General features: G+C 71.2%; 17 protein-coding genes and 2 pseudogenes. 11 read left to right on the top strand and 8 right to left on the bottom strand.

The genetic code is table 11. The features are described 5' to 3' along the window. The first annotated feature begins 312 nt into the window (after positions 1 to 312). From IE239_RS29690 to IE239_RS29680, 3 genes are all read left to right on the top strand, one after another. Positions 313 to 1,569 (top strand): MFS transporter, encoded by a 1,257-nt coding sequence (locus tag IE239_RS29690; RefSeq protein ID WP_190152507.1) that lies wholly within the window; start codon positions 313 to 315, stop codon positions 1,567 to 1,569. 227 nt (positions 1,570 to 1,796) lie between these two features. After that, entirely contained in the window at positions 1,797 to 2,552 is a 756-nt protein-coding gene (locus tag IE239_RS29685) for a CoA transferase subunit A (RefSeq protein WP_190152572.1), read from the top strand. A gap of 20 nt (positions 2,553 to 2,572) precedes the next feature. Next, complete coding sequence (locus IE239_RS29680) at positions 2,573 to 3,349, top strand: CoA transferase subunit B (RefSeq protein ID WP_308435435.1); 777 nt, start codon at positions 2,573 to 2,575, stop codon at positions 3,347 to 3,349. 27 nt (positions 3,350 to 3,376) lie between these two features. Here the strand turns inward: IE239_RS29680 and IE239_RS29675 are convergent, their stop codons facing one another. From IE239_RS29675 to IE239_RS29650, 6 genes and pseudogenes are all read right to left on the bottom strand, one after another. Further along, positions 3,377 to 5,485: a SpoIIE family protein phosphatase gene (locus IE239_RS29675; RefSeq protein ID WP_229878387.1), complete on the bottom strand. Its 2,109-nt coding sequence runs from the start codon at positions 5,483 to 5,485 to the stop codon at positions 3,377 to 3,379. Between the two features lie 363 nt (positions 5,486 to 5,848). Then, positions 5,849 to 6,064, bottom strand: a pseudogene (locus IE239_RS29670) (GNAT family N-acetyltransferase); the annotation flags it as partial. 86 nt (positions 6,065 to 6,150) lie between these two features. Further along, entirely contained in the window at positions 6,151 to 6,417 is a 267-nt protein-coding gene (locus tag IE239_RS29665) for a GlsB/YeaQ/YmgE family stress response membrane protein (protein WP_190152504.1), read from the bottom strand. A 94-nt stretch (positions 6,418 to 6,511) separates the two neighbouring features. Further along, positions 6,512 to 6,778: a Sec-independent protein translocase subunit TatA gene (gene tatA, locus IE239_RS29660; RefSeq protein ID WP_190152503.1), complete on the bottom strand. Its 267-nt coding sequence runs from the start codon at positions 6,776 to 6,778 to the stop codon at positions 6,512 to 6,514. A gap of 39 nt (positions 6,779 to 6,817) precedes the next feature. Next, the gene (locus IE239_RS29655) at positions 6,818 to 7,402 is read right to left on the bottom strand and encodes a TerD family protein (protein ID WP_190152502.1); all 585 of its coding nucleotides are present in this window, start codon (positions 7,400 to 7,402) and stop codon (positions 6,818 to 6,820) included. Between the two features lie 300 nt (positions 7,403 to 7,702). Further along, the gene (locus IE239_RS29650; RefSeq protein ID WP_190152501.1) at positions 7,703 to 8,278 is read right to left on the bottom strand and encodes a TerD family protein; all 576 of its coding nucleotides are present in this window, start codon (positions 8,276 to 8,278) and stop codon (positions 7,703 to 7,705) included. A gap of 205 nt (positions 8,279 to 8,483) precedes the next feature. Here IE239_RS29650 and IE239_RS42465 point away from each other — a divergent pair. Further along, positions 8,484 to 8,997: pseudogene (locus IE239_RS42465) on the top strand (BlaI/MecI/CopY family transcriptional regulator). Further along, positions 8,976 to 9,650, top strand: a complete 675-nt coding sequence (locus IE239_RS29645) for a lytic polysaccharide monooxygenase auxiliary activity family 9 protein (protein ID WP_491591143.1) — start codon at positions 8,976 to 8,978, stop codon at positions 9,648 to 9,650. Before IE239_RS42465 ends, IE239_RS29645 begins: the two are co-directional and overlap by 22 nt. Positions 9,651 to 9,845: 195 nt before the next feature. Here IE239_RS29645 and IE239_RS29640 read toward each other — a convergent pair whose 3' ends face one another. Then, complete coding sequence (locus tag IE239_RS29640) at positions 9,846 to 10,823, bottom strand: DUF2690 domain-containing protein (RefSeq protein WP_190152500.1); 978 nt, start codon at positions 10,821 to 10,823, stop codon at positions 9,846 to 9,848. Between the two features lie 232 nt (positions 10,824 to 11,055). On the opposite strand from IE239_RS29640, the gene IE239_RS29635 reads away from it, so the two are divergent. Further along, on the top strand, positions 11,056 to 11,442 hold the full coding sequence (locus IE239_RS29635) for a hypothetical protein (protein ID WP_190152499.1): 387 nt from the start codon (positions 11,056 to 11,058) through the stop codon (positions 11,440 to 11,442). 758 nt (positions 11,443 to 12,200) lie between these two features. On the opposite strand, the gene IE239_RS29630 is transcribed toward IE239_RS29635, so the two are convergent. After that, positions 12,201 to 13,436, bottom strand: coding sequence for a helix-turn-helix domain-containing protein (locus IE239_RS29630; protein WP_190152498.1), 1,236 nt, complete (start codon positions 13,434 to 13,436; stop codon positions 12,201 to 12,203). Positions 13,437 to 13,696: 260 nt separating this feature from the next. Between IE239_RS29630 and IE239_RS29625 the strand changes: the two genes are divergently transcribed. The 5 genes from IE239_RS29625 (at position 13,697) to IE239_RS29605 (ending at position 23,547) form a co-directional block, all read left to right on the top strand. Further along, the gene (locus IE239_RS29625; protein ID WP_190152497.1) at positions 13,697 to 14,422 is read left to right on the top strand and encodes a response regulator transcription factor; all 726 of its coding nucleotides are present in this window, start codon (positions 13,697 to 13,699) and stop codon (positions 14,420 to 14,422) included. Between the two features lies 1 nt (position 14,423). After that, positions 14,424 to 15,908: a sensor histidine kinase gene (locus tag IE239_RS29620; RefSeq protein WP_190152496.1), complete on the top strand. Its 1,485-nt coding sequence runs from the start codon at positions 14,424 to 14,426 to the stop codon at positions 15,906 to 15,908. A gap of 699 nt (positions 15,909 to 16,607) precedes the next feature. Further along, positions 16,608 to 17,657, top strand: coding sequence for a sensor histidine kinase (locus IE239_RS29615; protein WP_190152495.1), 1,050 nt, complete (start codon positions 16,608 to 16,610; stop codon positions 17,655 to 17,657). Positions 17,658 to 18,244: 587 nt separating this feature from the next. Further along, on the top strand, positions 18,245 to 21,010 hold the full coding sequence (locus IE239_RS29610; RefSeq protein ID WP_190152494.1) for a LuxR C-terminal-related transcriptional regulator: 2,766 nt from the start codon (positions 18,245 to 18,247) through the stop codon (positions 21,008 to 21,010). Continuing rightward, positions 21,007 to 23,547, top strand: a complete 2,541-nt coding sequence (locus IE239_RS29605) for an AAA family ATPase (RefSeq protein WP_190152493.1) — start codon at positions 21,007 to 21,009, stop codon at positions 23,545 to 23,547. The genes IE239_RS29610 and IE239_RS29605 overlap by 4 nt, the downstream gene beginning before the upstream one ends. Positions 23,548 to 23,556 lie beyond the last annotated feature (9 nt).

The following is a 23,556-nucleotide window of genomic DNA, read 5'->3' as shown; positions in this document are numbered from 1 at the left end:
CCGGTCGGGCCGGGTGTACCTGAACCCGACCCGCATGCTCCGCGCGCCCGGGCCTTTCATCCTCCGGTGCCGCTGCCGCATCACAGCCCGCCCTGCTCGGACCGTGACGCCCCCATCGGTTCCATGGATGCGCCGAATCCGGGATACCGATCGCACGGAGGGTGGGCAGCGGGCCCCCGAGGCCGCATAGTCGTCCCACCCGCACGCCGCGTCCCCGGTTCTCGATCGGCGTGAGGTCCTCCGCAGCATGCCGAGCGCCGAGAGCGCCTGTGCGGCATGCCCGCTCACACACTTCGTCCCCCTGGAGTCACCATGCCCGCTGCCGTGCCCGTGCCCTCCACCACTGTCGACGAGTCCGCCCCTCCGCCGGTGAGCGTGTCCGGTCCGGCCCATCAGCTGCGGGTGACCGCGCTGATGGCGGGCAGCTGTCTGCCCGTGCTGGGAGCGGTACTGATCGCTCCTGCGCTGCCGAAGATGCAGGACCACTTCGCGTCGGTCCCCGGCGCCAAGGCGCTGGTTCCCCTGGCGCTGACCGTTCCGGCGCTGGTTCTGGCGCTGCTGGCCCCGTTCGCCGGCGTGATCGTCGACCGCTTGGGCCGCAAGCGGCTGCTGCTGGTGGCGACCGTCCTGTACGCCCTGTTCGGCACAGCACCGCTCTGGCTGGACTCGCTCGGCGCGATCATTGCCAGCCGCGCCCTGGTCGGGGTCGCCGAGGCCGCGATCATGACGTGTTGCACCACCCTGATCGGGGACTACTACTCCGGTCACCGGCGGGTGAAGTACCTCGCCCTGCAGACCATGTGCGCCTCCGCGTCCGCCACAGCATTCTTCGTGCTCGGCGGAGCAGCCGGCGCGGCGGGCTGGCGCGTTCCGTTCTGGGTCTACGCGGTGAGTCTGCTGCTCGCCCCGGTGCTGGCCTTCGCCCTGCCCAGCTCGGTGGCGCGCAAGGCCGCGGAAGGAGCCATGGAGCGCGGCCAGGCCGCACATCGGCCGTTCCCCTGGCGGCAGATGGCGGGCATATGCGCCCTGACATTCTTCGGGGCGATGGTCTTCTACACCGTCCCGGTGGAGATGGCGTACCTGCTCGACGACCTCGGGGTGGAGAACACGGGTGTCATCGGTCTGGCCACCGCGGTCGCCAGCGCCGCCACGGTGGCCGGAGCGATCACCTTCGCCCGGCTGAAGCGCTCCCCGAACCCGATGCTGCCCGTGATCTTCGCGATCTGCGCGGTCGGCTTCGGCGCGATGTTCCTCGCCGGCAGTGTCCCGCTGCTGGTGGTCGGCGCGGTGGTCAACTGCCTGGGCACGGGGATGCTGTTGCCGGCGCTCATCACCAGTGCCACGTCCCGGCTGGAGTACGAGGACCGCGGCCGGGGCACGGGGCTGTGGCTGACGGCCTACTTCGGCGGCTGTTTCGTGTGCCCGCTGGTGCTGCTCGCAGTGGAGTCGGTGGTCGGCACTCTGGTCGGCGCCGTCGGGCTGCTGGGGCTGGCCGCCGCGGCGGTCGCACTCGGGTTGTCGGCAGCCCGGCGGTGGACCTCGGATTCGACCCACACTGCGTCCGCGTGAGTGCGCCTTCCGCAAGGCCGAGGTCGCGAGACGCCGGCTCGGTCGCACCGGAACGGTGGACGAGGTCACCTCGTTCGTCCCGTTCCTCCTCTCCGACGATGCCTGCGTCATCGCTGACGCCGAGATCCTGGTCGACGACGGCCTCACAGCACACGGCGCTCCCGGACGCCCGGTGCCCGGACGCCGTACGCAACAAGCAGAAGCAGAAGCAGAAAGGTCCCCCCTCCATGGACAAGGTCTGCGCGAGCGCTGTCGAGGCGGTCGCCGACATCCCCGACGGTGTGTCGCTGGCCGTCGGCGGCTTCGGCCTCAGCGGCATCCCGGCCGTGCTCATCCAGGCCCTGTACGAGCAGGGCGCCACCGGCCTGCAGGTCGTGTCGAACAACTGCGGCGTGGACGGACGCGGCCTCGGGGTCCTTCTGGCCGCCGGCCGCATCGCCCGCGTGACGGGCAGTTACGTGGGCGAGAACAAGGAGTTCGCCCGCCAGTATCTCTCCGGGGAACTGGAAGTGGAACTCGTCCCGCAGGGCACACTCGCCGAACGCCTGCGCGCGGGCGGCGCGGGCATACCCGCCTTCTACACACCCGCCGGGGTGGGCACCCAGGTCGCCCGCGGCGGCCTGCCCTGGCGCTACGCCCCCGACGGGTCGGTGGCCGTCGCCTCCCCGCCGAAGGAGACCCGCGACTTCCACGGCCGCCGTCATGTCCTGGAGCACGGCATCACCACCGACTTCGCCTTGGTGCGCGCCTGGCGCGGCGACCGCCACGGCAACCTCCTCTTCCGCAAATCGGCCGCCAACTTCAACCCCCTCGCCGCGATGGCCGGACGCATCACCATCGCCGAGGTCGAAGAACTCGTCGAACCGGGCGAGTTGAACCCCGACGCAGTCCACCTGCCGGGCATCTTCACGCAACGAGTGCTGGAACTGAACGGCGGACAGGCCGCCGACAAACAGATCGAGAAGAGGACCGTACGCGCATGACCGCCCCCGTCCCCACCCCACTGGGCTGGACCCGCGAGCAGATGGCCGCCCGCGCCGCCGCCGAACTCACCCACGGCTCCTACGTCAACCTCGGCATCGGCCTGCCCACCCTCATCCCCGGCCACCTCCCACCCGGCATCCACGTCGTCCTCCACTCCGAGAACGGCATCCTCGGCACCGGCCCCTACCCCACCGGCGACGAGATCGACCCCGACCTCATCAACGCCGGCAAGGAAACCGTCACCGTCCTGCCCGGCGCGTCCTTCTTCGACTCGGCCCTTTCCTTCGGCATGATCCGCGGCGGCCACATCGACACCGCCGTCCTCGGCGCCATGCAGGTCTCCGCCACCGGCGACCTCGCCAACTGGATGATCCCCGGCAGGATGGTCAAGGGCATGGGCGGCGCCATGGACCTCGTCCACGGGGCCCGCCGCGTCATCGTCCTCATGGAACACACCGCCAAGGACGGCAGCCCCAAGATCCTCACCGAATGCACCCTGCCCCTCACCGGCGAGCGCTGCGTCCACCGCATCATCACCGACCTCGCCGTCCTCGACATCACCCCACACGGCCTCGCCCTCGTCGAAACCGCCCCCGGCGTCACCCTCGAAGACATCACCACCCTCACCGACGCACCCCTCCGCCTGGACCACCTCACCGCCGCCTGCTTAAGTCAGAATGCGCGGGCGACGACACTCATCGCGTCTGCCGGATCGGCGGTCCACGTGGGCGGGATGTCCGGCTCACGGTCCACCGCCGCGTGCCGCGACTGCGAGCCCACGCAGAGTGCCGGCTGACGGCGAGTCCCGCACTCCGGCCTGCCGTCACGCGGCAGGGCTCGGGATGTCCTGCTCGGTCCAGATGCATTTGGTGTCATGGAGGTAGCGGGCACCCCAGCGCCTTGAGAGGGCAGCGATCAATTGGAGGCCACGGCCGTCTTCATCGGTGTGAGCGGCGTGGCGGATGCGCGGAATGCTCAGGCTGCCGTCGTAGACCTCGCAGGTCAGGGTGCGGCTTCGCAGCATCCGCAGACGGATGGGCCCCTTCGCGTGGCGGATCACGTTGCCGACCAGTTCACTCACGAGCAGCTCGGTGGTGAACGTCAGGTCCTCCAAGCCCCACCGGGCGAGCTGATCGCGGACGTATTCGCGGGCCTGGCCGGCGGCCCGCGGGTCGTCGGGTAGAGCGCAGGAAGCGACGTCCGCGGCGGCCGTGCCGCGGGTGTGGGCGATGAGCAAGGCGGCGTCGTCGGTCGTCCCGCTGCGGTCGGGCAGAAGGGCTGAGACGACCGTGTCGCACAGGTCCTCCAGCCGCCGGACATCTTCGTCCTGGTCGGCGACCTCGGAGCAGGCGACGAGGACCGTGCTCTCGGCCAGGACGCGCCGGAGCTGCGCCAGCCCCTGCTCGGCGTCCCGGGCGGCGGATTCGACGAGCCCGTCGGTGTACAGGACGACGAGGCTTTCGTCGGGCAGGCTGAGTTCGTGTGCCGCGAAGGGCGGTGTGGCGGCGCCGAGCGGCGGGTCGGGGGCCAGGACGGGGCTGTGAACGGTGCCGTCGGGGTGGACGACGACCGGTGGCGGGTGGCCGGCCAGGGAATAGGAGCAGCTACGGCTGACAGGGTCGAAGACGGCGTACAGGCAGGTGGCGTAGAAGTCCTCGCCGAGGTCGCTGACCAGGTCGTTGAGGTGACCCAGCAGTTCGTCGGGGGCCATCCCGAGGTCGGTGAGAGTGCGCACCGCCGTGCGCAGCCGGGCCATGGTGGCCGCTTCGGCGATGCCGTGGCCCATCACGTCGCCGATCACCATGGCCACCCGATCCGCGGGCAGCGGAATCACGTCGTACCAGTCCCCACCTACCTGCTCACCCCGTCCCGCGGGCAGGTAGCGCGCGGCAGCGGAGGCGGCGGGAAGACGAGGCAGTACCCGGGGTAGCAGACCGCGCTGCAGTTCCTGCGCACGGGCATGCTCCAGGTCGTACAGGCGGGCCCGCTCCAACGCCTGGCCGACCTGAGCGCTCAAGGCTGTCAGCAGGCCGCGCTCCTCGTCGTTGAAGGTCCGCGGCCGGTTGAAGGACACCACCGACAGGCCGACGGAGCGCCCGGAGGCAATCAGCGGCAGGAACGCCCACGCCATCTTCGGCGAGGTCCCCATCAGGATCTTGCTCTGCACCGCGGGATACCGCTGATAGAGCTGTTCGGGTGATTCGAGGAACCGAGGCTCATGGCTGCCCAGGACGTCGGTGACCGGCATGTCTACGGCGAGCGGGCCTTCGAACCGGCTCAGGTACTCCTTCGGATACCCCACCGCGTCGATCACTGTCAGTCGGCCGTCTTCGAACACGGAGACCACCAGCCCGTCGGCGCCGAGCGGTGGCAGGATGTGCTTCGCCACGGCCTGCACGATGTCGCGGGAAGTGGCGGCCTCGGCGAGCGCTGTGATCAGCTTGCCCATGGAGTCCATCCGCTCCACTTGGGTCGCCGGGCCTCGGCGCGGTGGCATACCAGGTGAGCGGTCCAGACGTGTGGCAACCCAAGCCGCCACCGCGTACAGAAAGGACCGCTGCACGTCGTCCGGCTCGCCGGGTCCCGTTGTGAGCACGGAGAGCGCACCGATCGGTCCGCCGGCACCGATCAGGGGAACCGCCGCCGTGCCGGATGCCCCGATCGCCAGGCTGTCGCCGCCGGTCAGGACGAGAACACCGTGCCTCAGGGCGAGGGAGGGCGCCTCCTCCTGCTCCTCGCGCAAGTCCGCCCACGCTGCCACGCTCTCGGCGGCAAGGCCGTCTGCCGCCACGAGGGTGAGACGGCCAGTGGCGGCATCCCAACGATGAACGAGGGCGCCCAGGCCCTCCAGACATGCCGTTGCCTGCCGAAGAGCCAGTGCCAGCGCCTCCGTCTCCGCCCCTGCGGCCCGCTCTCCCGGCTCGCCCTTCACCGGTACCTCCTGCCTGGCAGAAGGCCCGACTCCCTCAAGCGACCTGGGTACATATGAGCACATTATCCCCGGTCATCGCAGTAAAGCCGCAAGTCCACCGACAGCATCGACGCTTGCCGCGATCCACACCTCATGTGCGCCGTCGCCGGCCCCATCCGGCCCAGGCACGGGCCGCATGAGGCACGAGCCTCCTCCCCTTCGCCGCCCTTGCAGGTGACAGGACATATGGCCGATGGCATCTCCGGGCCCCCGGGCCGGCCCCTCCTGATGGATCTCTGCAGCATCGCGACCTGCGGCAGGGCGAACACGGATCCGACGCCGCCCCTTCTCCTGCCGAGATCCGCTGGAAGGACCTGGAGGAAACTACAGCGCCCTGTGCGAGACGTGCAGCCCGATGAGCCCGTGCCGGGGGTGTTCGTACGCTTGCGGCACTGTGGCCAGGATCGTGAAGCCGAGGGATGTCCACAGCCGTAGGGCCGGGTCGGTCTCGACGACAGCGTTGAACACCACGCCTCGACAGCCCTGGGCCTGGGCCTCGGCCTCGGCCAGGACATGTGCGGCGAGGGCGCGGCCGATGCCGCAGACCCTTACTGGGCAAGACCCTCTGCCGGGCGTACGCCCAGGAGTGGGTCCGCTTCGCCGACCACCAGACCGCCTACTGGGTGTCAGTCGCGAGAGTTGCCGAAGAGGAGGCGGTAGGCGATCAGTAGGACCAGGGAGCCGCCGATGGCCGCGCCCCAGGTGGCGAGGTCGAAGAACTCGTTCTGTATGGGCCGGTCGAGGAACTCGGCGGAGAGCCAGCCCCCGGTGAAGGCGCCGGCGACGCCGATGAGGGTGGTGCCGATGAGGCCGCCGGGGTCGCGTCCGGGCAGGAGGATCTTGGCGATGGCTCCGGCCAGGAGTCCGAGGATGATCCAGCTGACGATGCCCATGATGTGACGCTGCTTTCCGGTTCGGCGTGGCGGACGAGGGGGTCCGGCTGTGAGGGGAGGGGCGTGCCCGGCATGGGCTTTGGTCGCGGGCTGGTCAGGTCCGCGTTGTGTCGTTGCCCGGCTGATCTGTGGGACGGCCGGCGGTTTCACCCGGGGCGACTCGGATGATGCGGGGAGCTGAGGCCTCGTCCGCCGCTTCCGCTGTGGTCGGCGGCGTCTGGTCGGACTTCATCGCCTTGGCCTCGCTCTTGAGGATGCGAGCCGACTTGCCCATGGAACGGGCGAGTTCGGGGAGCTTCTTGGCCCCGAAGATCAATATGACGACGATGAGGACGATGGCGAGTTCGCTGATGCCGAACATGGGTGTCCGTCTTCTCCCCGGTGGCGGGCGGCTGGGTGGCTAGAGGTGGCTGGCGATGGCGGGCATCAGGTCCTGGAAGGTGCGGCCGTTGGCCGGTTCCCCGATGGCGGACATGTGCCATCCACCGCTGGAGCGGTGGACCTTGGCCATGATCTGGGCGGTGTAGGAGCCGCCGCCGGAGAGGGTGTAGCGGGCCAGTTCCTGTCCGGTCTTCTCGTCGATGAGGCGGCAGAAGGCGTTCTGCACCTCGGCGAAGGTCTGCCCGGTGAAGGAGTTGACGGTGAAGACGATCTGGTCGACGTGCGCGGGCAGGCGCAGCAGGTCGACGAGGATCGATTCGTCGTCGCCGCCTTGCCCGGCGCCGCCGACGAGGTTGTCGCCGGTGTGGCGGACCGAGCCGTCGTCGCTGACCAGGTGCTGGAAGAAGACGACGTCGACCGGTTCGTTGCCGGCGAAGAGGACCGCGGAGGCGTCCAGGTCGATCTCGCGTGGGCCGGTGAGCTTGGCGAGGAAGCCCTTACGGGGCGCCGCCTGCCAGCCCAGTCCCATCCTCACGACGCTGAGCGGTTGCCCGCCGCTCTTCTCCAGGCTGATCTGCTGGCCCTTGGTCAGCGTGACTGTCACCGGTTTCCTCCTGGTGCTCGGGGGCCGAAGTGCGCTGCCCCGGCGGTGTGGTGGGGGGAGCGCACATGAATCTACAGCAATGTAGAAGGGACGGGCAGGGGCGCGCCCGGCCCCGGCGGGTACGGCATGGCGTGCGGCACCCGTTCGGCCCGCGCGCACTCGTGGGAGCGGAGTCAGCCCCGGAAAGGCAGAGAGGGGCCGGTGAAGTCCGGGCTGCTGTAACCAGGGCTCGCATTCCGCGGCACGGGAGGCGGGGCGGGTCGGACGTAGAGTCCGGCCCGCCCGCAGACGTCTGGCGGGTCAGACGTTGACGCCGAAGTCGGCGGCGATGCCCGCCAGGCCGGATGCGTAGCCCTGGCCGACCGCGCGGAACTTCCACTCCGCGCCGTTGCGGTACAGCTCGCCGAAGACCATCGCGGTCTCGGTCGCGGCGTCCTCGGACAGGTCATAGCGGGCCAGCTCGGCGCCGCCCGCCTGGTTGACGACGCGGATGTAGGCGTTGCGGACCTGGCCGAAGCTCTGGCCGCGGTTGGCGGCGTCGTGGATGGAGACGGGGAAGACGATCCGGGCGACGTCGGCGGGGACAGTGATCAGGTTGACCTTGATGGCCTCGTCGTCGCCCTCTCCTTCGCCGGTGAGGTTGTCGCCGGTGTGCTCCACCGAGCCGTCCAGGCTCTTGAGGTTGTTGAAGAAAACGAAGTGCTGGTCGGAAAGCACCTTGCCGGACTCGTCGACCAGCAGCGCGGAGGCGTCGAGGTCGTAGTCGGTGCCCGTGGTCGTGCGCACGTCCCACCCGAGGCCGACCAGGACGGCCGTCAGGCCCGGCGCCTCCTTGCTCAGCGAGACATTGCCGCCCTTGGAGAGGCTCACACCCATGTCGCATACCTTCCCGTGTCCGAGGGCCGGGCGCAGGGGCCCGGCCGCCGAGTGACTGAGACTCAAATTCTACAGCACTGTAGAAGTTGCTGAAGGTTGTCAGGGCCGTCCATGGCGCAGTCGGATCTGGAGCGCGGTGATGCGGGCCCCGGTCAGCCGCGCGGTCCGGGGTAGCCGGGGCCGACGGCGAGGGTCCCCGCACCGGATGCGGCCTGCGAGTCCCGCCTGGGGGTCGCGGGGGCCCGCAGCCGGGCGGCGCGGCCAGGGGGAGCTGAAGGGGCAGGTGCTCGCCGCGCTGCACCCGGCCCCCGGAGCGGTTCCTCCGGCCTGGGTCCAAGAACGCCTCGGTGGCAGCCTCGCCTACACCACGGCGATGACCATCCCGACCCGGCTGCATGCCAAGGCGCGGTCGCCCGGCGGCGGGCGGGCCGCTCGTTCGAGTGGACCGCCGTCGCCGACGAGGCCGGGCCGGCCGCCTTGCGGATGCGGAGGGCCCTGGACGCCGAGGCGACCGGGAGGCGGTCCTGGAACGGGTGATGCCCGCCGCACCGGCCCGCACTCCCCCACTCACGCCGGATTCCCTGCTCACCACCCCTCCTGTGATCAACTTTGACCGTTTCATGGACATTCAACCCAGAGAACCTATTATTGGGAGCGCTCCCATGACAGCCTTGCAACTGGAAGGAGTTCCCCCCACATGCGCAACCAGAGTCCGTTAACCAGGCGTTCGCGGTCGTCCCTCCGGCGGCCCCTCCAGGCGCTCGTCATGCTGTTCGCCGTGGTTGTCGGCGCCCTCACCTGGTCGGCCCCCGCCCAGGCTCACGGCACCGTCGTCGACCCCGCCTCCCGCGCGTACCAGTGCTGGAAGACGTGGGGCAGCAACCACACCAACCCGGCCATGCAGACCGAAGACCCCATGTGCTGGCAGGCCTTCCAGGCCAACTCCGACACCATGTGGAACTGGATGAGCGCACTCCGCGACGGCCTCGGTGGCCAGTTCCAGGCGCGGACCCCCGACGGGACGCTCTGCAGCAACAACCTCTCGAGGAACGACAGCCTGAACAAGCCCGGGCAGTGGAAGACCACCACCGTCGGCAACAACTTCTCGGTCCACCTGCACGACCAGGCATCCCACGGTGCCGACTACCTGAAGGTCTACGTGAGCAAGCAGGGCTTCAACCCCAAGACCCAGAACCTGGGATGGGGCAACCTCGACTTCATCACGCAGACCGGCCGCTTCGCCCCGGCGCAGGACATCACGTTCCCCGTCCGGACCTCCGGCTACACCGGACACCACATCCTGTTCGTGATCTGGCAGGCATCACACCTCGACCAGGCCTACATGTGGTGCAGCGACGTGAACTTCGGCTGAGCCGGGGAGCGACGCACACGGCACCGGCCTCTGCCGGGCGCCGGTGACCCGCAGCCCGGCCGACCGAGCTCCGTCGGGGCAGGGGACCCTTCGGTCACTCTGCCCCGACGAGGCTTCCTGCACTCGATCCGGACGAGGTGCGGACCGACTCGGCTCAGCGGCAGACCGACATCGCCGAAGAAGGCCTACGGCCCGTCAACCTCCTGAGGAGGATGCCGGGTCGGCGAGCGCGTCCGACCCCTGCGGCGTGCAAGTCGCGGCCTTGTTCGTCAGCGTGGCACAGGCCCGCGCTCCGGAGGGATCCGCGACCGGGGCCATCGGACTGAAGGCGTCGACCCCGAATTTCACATGGCCGGTCTGCGCCCGTCCGTCGACGGTGTCGACGTGCACCTGGTCGCCCACTTCCGCCGCGAGAATACGGCCCCAGGCGGCCTGGCAGCGCGAGCTGTACCGCAGCTCGATCAGCGTGGAGGACAGCCAGACGGAGGCTACGGTCCGTGCGTCCTGTCCGCACCCCGTCAGCCGCGGGTCCTTCCCTTCACACGTCTCCTTCCGGCAGCCGGCGGGGCTCGCCGACCGATCGTCCGCCACCGGCGACGGGCTCGCCGTCGCCCTCGCGTCCTTCCCGGCGCCACGTCCTCCGTCCGGGTGCAGGACGACGGCCAGGACGAGGGCGACACCCACGAGGAGGGCCGTAGCCGCACAGACGCCGACGAGAACCCTGAGCCGTACCCGTCTCCTCCCTGGAAGCGCCCCCTCGTCGCTGTCAACGTCACCGTCGTCACCGGAGTCGACCTTCACGGACGAAGATCCCTCGCCCGCCGTCCCGAGAGTCGCCGAAGCCGCCTCAGTCCTGCGCTCGTCCTCAGCCGCCTCGCCTCCGTCGCCCTCCTGCGGCCGTCCCCGCGTCTCGGTCTGTGCAGCCCGCTGCCACAGCGCGAGCAGAGGTACGACGTGTTCGGGACCCGCGATCTCCGCCAAGGCCTTGACGGCCTGACGCGGCGGCAGCTTCTTGCCGTTGAAGTAACGTTCCCAGGCGGACTTGCTGTACGCCGTCTTCGAGGCGAGAGCCATCAGCGTCAGTTCGGTGACGTCCTTGAGGCCGCGCAGTTCTCGGATGAGGTCCGCGACCTCCGGCTCGAGATCATCGGGAAGCGCTCTCCACCGCGTCATGTCCCCAACTTTCCCGCGGTGGCCGCCATCCCGCCAGGTCGCGACGGGAGCCGTCCCTGAGTTTCCCAGCTTTGGCGGGATGTGCTCCGCACGCTCCCACCACGGGTCGACCCTGAGGGCACCGAACCGGATCCACCGGTCCGCGTGATGCGTGGGCGTCGGTCGCCCTGCCCGCTGATTCAGCGGGGCGTCAGAGCCGCTCAGCGATTCCGCCACGTACTTGGGAGGTACTGTGATCAAGAAGCCTTCGTCCCGCAAGCGCCATGTCCTCGGAACCGTCCTCGCCGCCGTGGGCCTCGCCGGCACCGCCCTTGTGGTGACGGCCCCCACCGCGAGCGCTGGAAGCACGGGCACGCTCGCGTGCAACCAGAACTGGTCCATCAGCTCCGCTCAGGGATACGCCAACGGCCAGTGGTGTGACGGCAACACCCGTGTCACGGGCACCGTCCACGACACCAAGGCGGACGGCCGCTGCCCGTTCGTGCGCGGATACCTGTCGGGTGGCGGCTACCACGACAGCGCCTGGGCCGGCCCCAAGGGCGACTCCTCGCCGGTGAACCTCAGCGCCCCCTCGGGCCGGACCTTCACCTCGGTGGCGATGAATTACATCACCTGCTGATTCAAGCAGGATCGGATCACGCGTGCTTTCCCACCGGCCTGCAGGCCGGTGGGAAAGCACGCGTGCATGCGTCCGGCCAGAAGGCCCGTGCGCGGCCGTGCTGTTGGCAGGGCTTCGGCCGGGGTGTCTCGCGGTGGTCGAGGTAGTTCCGAGGTAGTTCCGGAAGGCGGGTGGCTGGGGGCGGGGATTCTCCCTCGGTGGGCGGCAGCCAGCCGAGGCGCTCAATGTTGCCCGTAGTGCACCTCGTGCACCTCGTGCACCATGCCGTCGGCGGTCCACTCCCGCCGTGCCGCGGCGCCAGGTGGACGAGGTCGCGCAGTTCCTCGGTGTAGGTGCGGTGGACCGACGGGTCCTCGCAGGGAAAGCCGATCAGCGGGTTCCGCCCGGGCTCGATCCCGAACTCCTCGCAGTTCTCCAGAAACTGCAGGTTCTGGAACGCGGTCGTGCCCTCGCCCGTCAGTTGCTCCCGTGCCGTCCGGCTCGTCGCCATCCGCCGGCATCCGGGCTCGGAGGTGTTCCGAGCACAGCCCGCCGTAGCGAGTGTGCCTGCACGGTGACCGGCTGCACCGCGGTATACAGGTGCCGGCGCGCGTCCGGGCCGTGCGGCCGCACACAGACGCGGGCCTGCTCAGGTCGGCCCATGTCTCCACGACACGAGCGGCGTCGCGCGGCAAGGTCCGGGTTACGCCGCTGCCGTGTCGTCGGACTCCGCGAAGGCCGCGGCTCGCTCCCGCGGACCGACGGTTCAGGCGCCGGGGTCACCCGACCGTGGTCACCGGGGTGGAGGCATGGCGGGCTCGGACCGGATGGGCCGCCGTGTACAACGAGGGTTGAGGGGGCACGCGCCGTGGGGCCGGGATGCGCGGGCGGATCGCGTCGGGGGCGTGAGAGGGCGGGGCGTCCGGGACGGCTTCGTGGTCGGCTGCGTCAGGGGCGCCCTGGATGTCCCACGCGCCCGTGGCCGACGTCGGTTCGGACCAGTGCAGGCCCGCGGTGCGCTGGAGGCGGGTGACCGCGACGACGGCGAGAGCCGCGCGCAGGGTGCACAGGCCGCGCAGCCCGTCGAGGCGCTGACCGGTGAGCAGGCCGATCCGCTGCAGGCGGCGGTCCAGCGTATTGCGGTGGATGCCCAGTCGTTCACAGGCACGGTGACGAACCCCGTCGGCGGCGATGAGAGCGGTCAGGGTGTCCCACAGGACGGGGTGTTCGTTCAGCGGCTCGACCATTTCGAGGAGCCGCTCGGAAACGGCCGGGGTCTCCGTCGCGCTGTACTCCACCAGGACGTCGTCGAGTCCGTACACCCCGGGGGGACACTCGAGGGCGAGGAGCGTGGCACAGATGCCGTCGGCGACCGACACCCCGCTCCCCTCCGGCACCGCCCGTCCGCCCGGTGCGCCGAGGCCGGAGTCCTGCCAGTGGACGGCTATCCAGACGTCGCCGGGAAGGTCCTTGTGGGCTTCTCGGGCGCGGGAGACGGCCTCTTGCTGGTCGGCAGCCCGCAGCAGGACGTGGGCTCCGTCCTCGGACGTCGGGACCACCGCCGCGGCGAGACCGCCGAAGACCCGGTCGATGTCGGCGATCGTGCAGGACACAGCGCGTATTGCCAGCACCGCGCAGGCCTCGGCGGGAGTCTCCCTGGTGCGCTGCGCGGGGAACGGGCGGGGAGACTCCGGATCGTCCTCGCCGCCGATCCCCACCTCGAAGAAGCCGCAGTTCAGTTCGCGGCCCACCAGTCGGCCGGCGTCGCCCAGCCGCAGCACCATCACCTCGTGCATCAGAGCGTCCTGGTCATGGGCTCCGACCGTGCACCGGTTGATGAGATGGCGGGTCATGCCGCCCACCATCGCGAGCAGTTCGTCGAGGGACCGGCCGCGTCGCGCCCAGGCCCGGCCCTCCGCGCGGATACGTGCCGCGCTCTGCCAGCTCCAGTCGCCCTGGCCGGACACCACCTCGGTCAGAGCCGAGAAGATCTCCCACCGGACTCTGCGGAGCAATTCGTCGGCATCCTCGATCCCCTCCGACGCGAAGAGTGGGTGAAGGTCAGGTATCGCCCCCGCGTGTGTGGTCATGTCAGGACAGGTAAGTCCACGAACTTCAGAGATACATCAAAGTCCGCTCAGAGCACGATGGGAATACGATCCGACGGATCATCCCTGTGCCATCATGACGACGACAGCGCTGATCCCGTCTTCCTCGATTCCGCGGGCAGATCTCGACAGCAATGGGTTCTTACCGACTTCATGGTGCGCACACGATGATCCAGAGCGACACGTCCTCGAAAACGACCGTGCTCGTCGTGGAGGACGAGGCCAGCATCGCCTCCATGCTCACCATGGCGTTGCAGTTCCTCGGATTCGAGGTGGTCACCGCCGCCCGGGGAGACGAGGCGCTCGCCCTGGCGATCAGCCGTGCCCCCGACGTCGTCCTGCTCGACGTCGTCCTGCCCGACATGGACGGATTCGAGGTCTGTCACGGGCTCCGGGGCGCGGGCGTCAACGTGCCGGTCCTGTTCGTGACCGCACGGGACGCGGTCGAGGACAAGGTGCGGGGCCTCGAACTCGCCGACGACTACGTCACCAAGCCGTTCGACCTCAACGAGGTGGTGGCGCGGATCCGTGCCGTCATGCGCCGCGGTCGTGAGCTGACGCCGGCCAACGGCCGCAGGCTGCGCGCCGGTTGGGTGGAACTGGACCAGGACACGCGCGAGGTCTGGCGGCACGGCCAGCCCGTGCAGTTGTCGTCGACGGAATTCGCGTTACTGCGTTATCTCCTGGAGAACGCCGACCATGTGATCTCCAGGGCGCAGATGCTCGACAACGTGTGGAGCTACGACTTCCGGGGCGAGTCCGGAATCGTCGAGACCTACATCTACTACCTGCGGCGGAAACTGGGCGACACCGACCAGACGCTGATCCACACCGTGCGCGGGGCGGGCTATCTGGTGCGCTCCGCCCCTCCCGGACACGTCACGGAGGACTGAGGTGTCCCCCGCCGCGTGCCCTGCCCGGAGCAGCCGAAGAGACCGGGGGGCCCGGTTCCCTCCGGCTCCCGCCAAGTACCTCGCCCGCAGGCTCGCCTGGGGCTTCCTCATCATCACCGCGATCGGTGTGCTCGCCGCCGACGTCTACTATGCGTGCGCGATGTCGTCCCGCCTCCGGGAGCGCACCGACCAGCAGATCGTCCAGAGTCACCGCTTCCGGATGGAGGCACTGCGTGCCGGGCGGAGCTGGTTGCCGGAACGGGACGAGTCCGCGTCCGTGGTGACCGACGGCCGCGGCGCCGTGCGCCTGTCGACCGGGGACACATCCCTCCTGGGCAGCCTGCCGACGTCGGCGGCTCTGCTGCGCGAGCGGGACGGGGTCGAGCAGCCCCTGCCGGTGCCGGGCCGAGCCGCACGGGCCGTCGTGGACCGTCTGCCGGACGGCGGCTATCTGATGACCGCCCGGTCCACGGCCTCGGACGACACGACCGTGCGGACGCTCGTAGGCATCGAGACCGCGACCGGGATCCCGCTGATCCTCGGGCTCGCCCTGGGGGCCCTGTGGTCGAGCCGTCGGACACTCGCGTCCATGTGCGAGATCTCGGCCGACGCGCGGCGCATCGCGGAGGGCAGTGAGGAACCCTCGGAGCGCGTCCCGGTCACGACACAGCCGCTGCTGGAGCTGCGGAGCGCCGCCGACACGTACAACTACCTGTTGCGGCGCATCGAGGAGGCAGGGCTGCGCCGTCGGCAGGAGGAGAACAGACTGTGCGAACTTGTCGACGCCGCCAGTCATGAACTGCGCACTCCCCTGACCACCATCGCCGGGTACACGCAACTGGCCCTGATCCGGGGGCTGGACGACCCGCGCCGCCTGGACGAGGCCATGGGGCAGGTCCAGAAGGAGACCCGGCGTCTGAACAGCCTGGTCGAGGACATGCTGCTGTTGGCCCGGCTGAAGCACGGCGGCGTGCTCGAGCTGTGCCAGGTGGACCTGGCCCAGGTCTGCCTCCAGGCGGTGAACCGGGCCCAGAGCCCGGGCACTCCGCGCTCGCTGCGGTGCGTGGTCGAGTCCTTTCCGCACTGGGTGGAAGGCGACCGGCGAAGGCTGGAGCAGGCGATCGACAGCCTGCTGTCCAACGTGCTGGCCCACACCCCCGCGGAGGCATCGGCCCAGGTCCGGCTGGGGCTGGACGGTGACCGCCATGTCATCGACGTCATCGACGACGGTCCGGGGGTCGCCGAAACCGTTCGGGACCGGATCTTCGAGCCGTTCTTCCGCGCGTCGAGCTCCCCTTCGGCGGATCCGGACCTGCCTCCACGTCCTGGACGCGGACTGGGGTTGAGCGTGGCGGCGGCGGTGGTGACCGCTCACGGCGGGTCCATCGGTCTCGAACCCTCCGAGCGGGGTGCGTGGTTCCGTGTCAGCCTGCCCGCCGCCGCAGGGCACCGCCCCGACGCCGCGCCACCGATGACGCTGCCATGAGGCCGAACGCCGCCGCACGGCAGGGCACTCGGGCCGGACGATGCCGCACCGCACGGCACCGGCCTGCACGCCGACCCCGCACCGCACGGCACCGGCCTGCGCACCGACCCACCCCGCGCGACACCGGCCGCGTACGGTCCGACGCCGGCCGCACGGAGTGCGTACCGCTCTGCACATGCACCCGGGCGGTGTCGCGCGCTTCGGCGAAAACCAGGGATTCACCTACATGCGCCGGGCGAGAGTTCGTCACGCCCGTACCTGTTCCGAGCGGCCCGGCTGCGCGGCGGAGCCCGAGGGCGGGTGAGCCGCGTGCCGGGGCGCGTCCGGAGCCGTACCACAGCCGTTGATCAGTGCGTTTCCCCTCGCGCCCGAGGCGCCGTCAGCCGGCGGTGCGGGACCTGGGGCCGGCCGGGCCACCGGCGGATCCGCCCACCGCGGCCTCGGGGCCGGCGGGGCCGGAGCCGGCGGCGCACCGGTCGCCCGTACCACTCCACCCCTTCCCACCTGGCATGACCGACCTGTCGATATCGACAGCATTCCGTCCGGCCCTCGGAGCCGGGAACTTGCCGATCCGAGAGTGCCCTTGGGTATCGTGCCGCCAAGCAAGGCTTGTTTTGGTCGCGTTGGCGCAGGGCACCCTGATCGGGCGGTGAGGTGTATCTTCGGGATTCCCACGAGGAGACCAACGAGGAGACCGCAGTGTCGGCGCCTCGCCTTCTGAACTCGGCGTGGATCCTGCACGGAGGTGCGGCGGTCGGAGCCCTGTCCCTCGTGGTCCTCCTCTTCGTCGTCTCCGCCGGACCGGCGCCGGGCGAAGGCCGGCCGCCGGTCAGGCCGGCCACGACGTACGCGACGGCCCGCCACGCGACCACCGCCGGCGGCGGAGGCGAGTGGGTGGCCGTGATCCACGGCGGCGCACAGAGGATGGCGATCGGGCGACCGACCGTGTCTTTGCGTGTCCCCGGTTCACGGGTGTTCAAGCTGGCGTTGCTCCTCCTGCCACTGCTGGCGGCGATCGGGCTCAGCGCCCAGATGCGCAGGGACCGTGATCACCGCCGCAAGTCCGAGCAGCGCATGATGGCGTTCGTGGCGACCGCGTGCCACGAGTTACGCACTCCGCTCACCGCCGTCTCCGGCTATGTGCAGTTGGCCCGGCTGGGCGGACTGGCCGATCTGGAGAAGTTCGACCTGGTGATGGCCCGTATGACCGACGAGACCCGCCGGATGTCCGCGCTCCTGGACGAGTTGATGCTCCTGGCCAGGCTGGACCTCGGCCAGCCACTGGGCAACGAGCCGGTCAACCTCGCACAGCTGTGCCGGGAAGCGGTGGCCGACGCCCAGGCGTGTTCTCCGCACCACCCCATCCGATTGACGATCCTGCCGGGCACCCACGCGGTCACCGGCGACCGGGACCGTCTCTACCAGGCGGTCGCCAACCTGCTGGCGAACGTGCGGCATCACACGCCCGGCGGCACGCGCACCGCTCTGGGCCTGGGCACCGAGGACGGCTTCCGGGTCATCGAGGTGATCGACGACGGGCCCGGCATCCCGGTCGAGTTGCGCGGCTCGGCGTTCGAACCCTTCGTCCACGGCAGGCGGACGGTGACGCGCGCGCCGGTCGCGGACGCGGGCGGCGGGAACGGTCTGGGGCTGAGCGTCGTGGCCGCCATCGTCGCGGCGCACGGCGGGACGGTGTCGCTGGAACCCGGTCACCGGGGGGCGTGGTTCCGCATCCGGCTGCCCGCCTGAGCCGGTCGGGCCGCACGACTCCACCGCCGCCTCCCGGCCGGCGCCGGCCGACACCCGCCTGGTCCGGCACAGGGCGGGAAGGCGTCGCGCACAACGAGAAAGAACCTCGGCGGAGACCGGTCGCGCACGGGAATGCCGTACACAAAATCAGGCAGGCCATCAACCGCGATATTGACTTAAATTCTAGATGCTTCACCAGTCTCCGCCCATTCACACCGGCCCCGCATGAACGCGAATTGGACGAAGCGGACGCAATACACATCACAGCAGGCGCTTCTGGCCTTTCTCGGGCACTGTCACGGCGTTCACCTCAGCATTCCGGCCACAGGCACGCTTCACATGACATGCACATCGACAAGGAGCATCGGCTACAATCCAGAGCGTTGTGTGCACCCATTACGAACCGAGAACAGAACGCCGGAAACCGCTTACAAAGCGATGAGCGCGTTACGCCCTTCACCCCTGGGCCGCTGTGAGCTTCCCGCTCCCCACGCCGTTGCGTCCACCATGCGGCCCCGCTCCCTTTTTCCCTCCCCCACGCACAAAGCCCATCAAGTGTCCGTCCCCACAGAACATTCGGTGGCCCCGTGAACCTCACCTCGGCCATACCGGCCCCTCGATCACCGCGTACGAGTGACACCCCGGCCGAACCTCTGGTGGGCAGGTCCGCCTTGCTGTCGGCGCTGATCCGCCACATCCCGGGGCCCGGCTCGGGACCACCCCCCGGCGTGATGCTGACCGGACCGACCGGAGTCGGGCGCAGCGCGTTGCTGGCAGCCTTCTGCGATCTCGTGAGCCCCTGGGCGTCCGTGCTGCGTGCCGGCCCCCTGGACGGCACCTGGTGCGAGGCGGTCGGGGCCTTGCGCGGCGACGCGGCGTTCGCCCGATTCCCGCTGGGCGACGAGCCTTTGTCGAGTCATCAGCTCCACGAGAGGGTGGTGGCGCTCTGCCGGAGCGGACCCGTGGTGCTGGCCATGGACGACGCGCACCTGCCCCGCCCCCGGTCGCTGCGCGCGCTGGACTACGTCCTGCGCAGATCCGTCGGGCTGCCCCTGCTGCCGGTGATCACGGTGCCCCCCGTCGCCGAGCCACCGGCCCTCGCCTCCCTGCTCACCCACCATGCCTGGTCCGCACGGGAGTTGAGACCCCTCACCGGCGCCGAGATCACGGAACTGCTCCTCCAGAGGCTGGGACACGACCCCTCCACGGCCCTGGTGCGCGCGTGCCAGGAACAGTCCGAGGGCATACCGGCGGCGGTCCACGCGTTCCTCGCCCGGCACACCGGCACGGCCGACACGACGGGCGGGGGCACAGCGGCGGACCTCGCGACGCCGCAGGGCGCACGACCGCTGCCCTCCTCCGCCTCCGCCGTCCTGTCCGCGGTGGCCGTACTGGGCTGCGCGGAACCGGAGTTGGTCAGCGAACTGATCCGCATGCCGCTGCCGACCGTGCTGCGGGCCCTGGACCAGCTCACCGAACGCCGGATCCTGCCGCTCCACGGTTCGCAGGCCGGATCCCCCGGTCCCGCCGACGCGGCGCCGGCCGGTCTGTCCGGCGACGAACTCGTTCCGCTGTACGCCCGCGCCGCCCGGCTGCTGGAGGACGCGGGCCGCCCACCGGCCCAGGTGGCGCACGTACTCCTGCGGATCCCGTACGGGGCCGCACCGTGGATGCTGGAGACCCTCTACAGCGCGGCCCTGGCGACCGACTCCCCGGGCACCGCCGTACGGTACCTCTCCCACGCGCTGGACATCGGCGCGGGGGAGAACACCCGCACGCTCCGCCGGATCAGGGCCCTGCTGGCCGACACCCTCAGCACCATCGCGCCGGACCTGGCCGTCCACCACCTGAGCGCGCTCCTGGCGAGCAGCACCGACGGACACGAACTCGCCGAGCTCGCACTGCGGTACGCCGACACGCTCGTTCTCCTCGGCCGCGGGGACGAGGCGGCCCGGCTGCTCGCCGACGTGCTGGACCGCCGGCCCGGCTCTTCGCAGGCCATCGTTCCGCAGGAGTCCCGGGCCACCCTGGAATCCGCTCTGCTGCTCAGCGGAGCTCTGGATCCACGGACCATGCACTGGGTCGAGGAGCGCACGAGGACAGCGAGCGAGCCCGGCGACAACAACCCCGGCAACCGCAGGCTGCGGCTGGCCCGCGCCGCGCTGTCGGCGCTCAGCGGCCGCCCCGTGCCCGAGCACCCGGGCCCGGCAGCCGACGGCGCCCCCTGCACCCCGCTGGACGACCTGTCGCTGATCGCCTCCGCCGTCGTCGCGAACCTCACCGACGACAACTCCACGGCGCTCGGCACTCTCGACCGCCTCCTCGGCAATCCGCTCCGCGGGGAACTCGCCCCCAGCCGGATCCAGGCCCTCACCGTCCGGGCGCTGGTACTGAGCGCGACAGGCGACCTGCCCGCGGCCGAACGGGACAGCCGGCAGGCCCTGGAACTCGAACGCCGACGCGATGACAGCCCCGCCGTCATGTCCGCCGTCGTCTTCGCCTACGTCCTTGCCCAGCGCGGCACCATCGCCGCCGCAGCGGCGGTCCTCTCCCAGGCCGGCGGCGCCGACCTGCGTCGGCTGACCTACGTCCACCCCCTCTACTGGTGGGCGACGGCGGCCGTGCGACGGGCCCACGGCGACCTGCGCGGCGCGCTGACGGCCCTGCGCGCCGGCGGCAGGGCGCTGGGCCCGCAGCATGCCGAGCCCCCGCTGGTGCTGCCGTGGTGGCTGGAGACGGCCGGGCTGCTGACGGAGCTGGGCCGTACCGCCGAGGCACGGCAGCTGGCCGCCCGGAACGGCACACTCGTCGCCCGTCCCGACACCCCGCGCAGCGCCGGACTGACGTTGCTGGCCCGCGGGCTGGCCACTCCGGGCCGGGCCGGGCACCGGCTCCTCGACGACGCCTGCGCGCGACTGGCCGAATCCCCCGCGCGGTTGCTGCGGGCACGCGCCGAGTACGCGCTGGGGGCCGCCCTGCTCGACGCCGGCGACCCCCTGGCCGCCCGGCCCCGGCTGCGGACCGCGCTGGACCTGATGATCGGGTGCGGGGCCGGCAACGCCGCGACAGGCATCCGGGTCCGGCTCGCCGAGGCGGGCGGGCGGCCCCGTCAGCTCAGCTGCCGCCCGGACGACGCCCTGACGGCCCGGGAGCGCAGAGTCGCCGCCCTGGCGATGGCGGGCCGTTCCAACCGGGAGATAGCCGAGACGCTCTACATCACCCGGCGTACGGTCGAACTGCACCTGACCCACGCCTATCAGAAACTCGGCGTGAGTGGCCGGGACGATCTCGTGGGGGTCCTTCAGGCCGCCTCCGGAACCCTCGTGTCGCGGCCCGGCGAGGGGAACCGATGAGTACCGCACCGGACCGCCGGGCGGCGTCCCCCAGTCCCTTACTGCTCAAGTCGGCCTCCCTGGACGGCTTCACGCCGCTGTACGGGCGGGAGACCGAGCAAGCGGTGCTGCTCCGCATGGTGAACCGGCTCGCCGCCGGGCATCCCGGCGTGAGCGTGATCCACGGCGCCCCCGGCTCGGGACGCAGCCGCCTGCTGCGACGTGGCATGGCCCTCGCCCGGGCCGCGGGTGTGCAGGTGCTCACCGCGCTGGGCACGGGCCCGCCCTCGCCCGCCCCGTACTCCTTCGTACGACAGCTGCGGCCGGTCCGGTCCCCGGCGGGCGGTGGGGCCCATGCCGGAGAGCTGTCCGCGGAGGACTCGGTCCAGGGATGGTGCCGCTCCCTGATGGCCGCCGCGCACCGGCCGACGCTCGTCGCCCTGGACGACGTCCAGTGGGCGGACCCGGAGTCGGTGCAGGTCGTCGCGGGACTGCTGCGGAGGCTGGCCTCGGCGCCGCTCGGGTTGCTGCTGACCGTCACCAGCGCCCACGGCGAGTTTCCCGACGCCTGCGCCGGACTGCTCGACCAGGCGGCCGCCTCCCCGGACAACCGGGGGATGCTGCTGGAACTCGGACCGCTCGGCGTGCCCGAGGTCCACGCGCTGTGCACCGCGTCGGAGCTGCCCGTCCCCCCGACCTCGGACGACGTCTGGTGGGAACGCGTCAGCCGCCTCACCGGCGGCAGTCCCTGGGTGATGCTGCGCTCGGTGGACAAGGTGCGCCGCGATCCCGCCCTGGTGTCCGCCGTCGGGCTGTGGACGGCGCTCACCCAGGAGATCGACGCCGCGCACCGGGACCGGGCCACCGAGTCGGCCGCCCAGCTGCCCGAGCGTCCGCTGGCGCTGCTCCGCGGTCTGGCGGTCTGCCGGGGGCTGCTACCGGTGGAACGGGTCGCCGCTCTCGTGAAGCTGGACGAAGCCGAGGTGTCCGGCGCCCTGAGGACGTTACGGGTGCAGGGCCTGATCGACGCCGGTGATCCACCGCGGCTGAGGACCACGTGCAGTACGGCGGGTCTGCTGGCCGGTTCGGAGAGCGACGAGCGCAAGCGGCTGTACGCGGAGGCGGCCCGCTGGGCGCACCGCTGTGACGCCGACGACGAAGCGCTGGCCGGTCTGCTGCTGAACACCGTGCCGCTGGGCGAGCCCTGGGCGCCGCCGGTGCTGCGCCGCGCCGCCCGCACCCTGCACGCGCGCGGCCGGCACGCCGAGGCGGCCGAACTGCTGGAGCGGGCGTTGCGCGAGCCGCTGAACCCGGTGGAGCGCGCGGAGGTCCTCCTGGAGGCCGCCGAGTCGTACACCATGACCGCGCCCGAGGCCGCGGACCGCAGGATCACGGAGCTGCTGTCCGGGACGGCGCGGCCGCACGTGCGCGCGGCCGCCGAGGACCTCCTGGTCGGACGGCACGACTGCCGTGCCGTGCTGCGGGTGTCGGGCGAACCGTGCGGCCCGGGGCCGACGGAGATCCTCGGCGTGGAGGCCCGGACCCGGACGGCGGACGCCCCGTGCACCGGGCCGTCCACGGCATCCGGCGCCCCGCCGGCCGTCCACGGCGAGCCAGGTTCCCCTGCCCGTTCGGCCCCGCTCGCTGTGCAGGCGTGGCGGCAGACGGTACGGGGCCACGACGCGGCCGGGGTGCGGGCGATCTGTCTGCAGGCCCTGGGAGCGCCGGCCGACGATGCGCTGCTCCCCCGGTTCGCCGTCTGCTGCGCGCTGTCCGTCGCGGACGCCCATGACGCCGCGCTCGACGCGCTCGACGTGGCGCTCGCAGAGGCCGGACGCCGCCGCAGCCCCGCGCTGGTGGTGTGGGGGCGCCTGCTGCGCGCCCAGCTCAACCTGCAGGCCGGTGCTCCGGGCACCGCCCTGCACGACCTCTCCTCCTGCCGTTCCCTGGCGCCGGCGGAGGTGTGGGATCCCGCTCGGCTCACCTTGCTGCGGTCGTTGGAGATCCGCCTGTTGGTGGCACGGGAGCGGTACGCGGAGGCCGACCGGCTGGCCCGCGAGGAGCCGGCGCCCGGGGCCGAGGAGAGCGACGCCTGGGTCCATCTGCTCTACGCCCGCGCACAGCTGTACCTCTGCCAGGGGCGCCCCCGGCAGGCCCTGGCAGAGGCCGAGGAGTGCGGTCGGCGCATGTCGGCCCGTGGGTGGGCCAACCCGGGGCTGGTGGCCTGGCGCTCGCTGGCGGCCCTGGCCCACCTGGGCTGCGGCGGGAACGACCGGGCGGCCGAGCTGTTCGCCGAGGAGTCGCGGCTGGCCGGACGGTGGGGCACCGGCTCCGCCCTGGCCTGGACCGATCTGCGTCGCGGCCTCGGCTCCCCGGCTCCGCAGGCGGCGCGGCTGACCGAACACGCGCTGCGCCGGCTGGGGCCCACCCCCGCGTCCCGGCGTTTCGTGCAGAGCGTGGTCGCCCGTGAGGCGGCCGGAGCGCACGGCGGGACACCGGCGGAGCCCGCGTCGACCGGATCGGGGAACCAGGACGGCGGGACTGCGATGGGCCCGTGATCACGCGCA

The sequence above is a fragment of the Streptomyces humidus genome (assembly GCF_014649655.1).
GTDB lineage: Bacteria > Actinomycetota > Actinomycetes > Streptomycetales > Streptomycetaceae > Streptomyces > Streptomyces humidus.
The sequence above is the reverse complement of the archived record's forward strand: the minus strand, read 5'-3'. Positions and strand labels throughout refer to the sequence as shown.

What these genes read in the sequence shown, in the direction of transcription:
- IE239_RS29690 (WP_190152507.1), top strand. Translation starts at nt 313, where the DNA reads ATGCCCGCTGCCGTGCCCGTGCCCTCCACCACTGTCGACGAGTCCGCC.
- IE239_RS29685 (WP_190152572.1), top strand. Translation starts at nt 1,797, where the DNA reads ATGGACAAGGTCTGCGCGAGCGCTGTCGAGGCGGTCGCCGACATCCCC.
- IE239_RS29665 (WP_190152504.1), bottom strand. Translation starts at nt 6,417, where the DNA reads ATGGGCATCGTCAGCTGGATCATCCTCGGACTCCTGGCCGGAGCCATC.
- tatA (WP_190152503.1), bottom strand. Translation starts at nt 6,778, where the DNA reads ATGTTCGGCATCAGCGAACTCGCCATCGTCCTCATCGTCGTCATATTG.
- IE239_RS29650 (WP_190152501.1), bottom strand. Translation starts at nt 8,278, where the DNA reads ATGGGTGTGAGCCTCTCCAAGGGCGGCAATGTCTCGCTGAGCAAGGAG.
- IE239_RS29645 (WP_491591143.1), top strand. Translation starts at nt 8,976, where the DNA reads ATGCGCAACCAGAGTCCGTTAACCAGGCGTTCGCGGTCGTCCCTCCGG.
- IE239_RS29640 (WP_190152500.1), bottom strand. Translation starts at nt 10,823, where the DNA reads ATGACGCGGTGGAGAGCGCTTCCCGATGATCTCGAGCCGGAGGTCGCG.
- IE239_RS29625 (WP_190152497.1), top strand. Translation starts at nt 13,697, where the DNA reads ATGATCCAGAGCGACACGTCCTCGAAAACGACCGTGCTCGTCGTGGAG.
- IE239_RS29605 (WP_190152493.1), top strand. Translation starts at nt 21,007, where the DNA reads ATGAGTACCGCACCGGACCGCCGGGCGGCGTCCCCCAGTCCCTTACTG.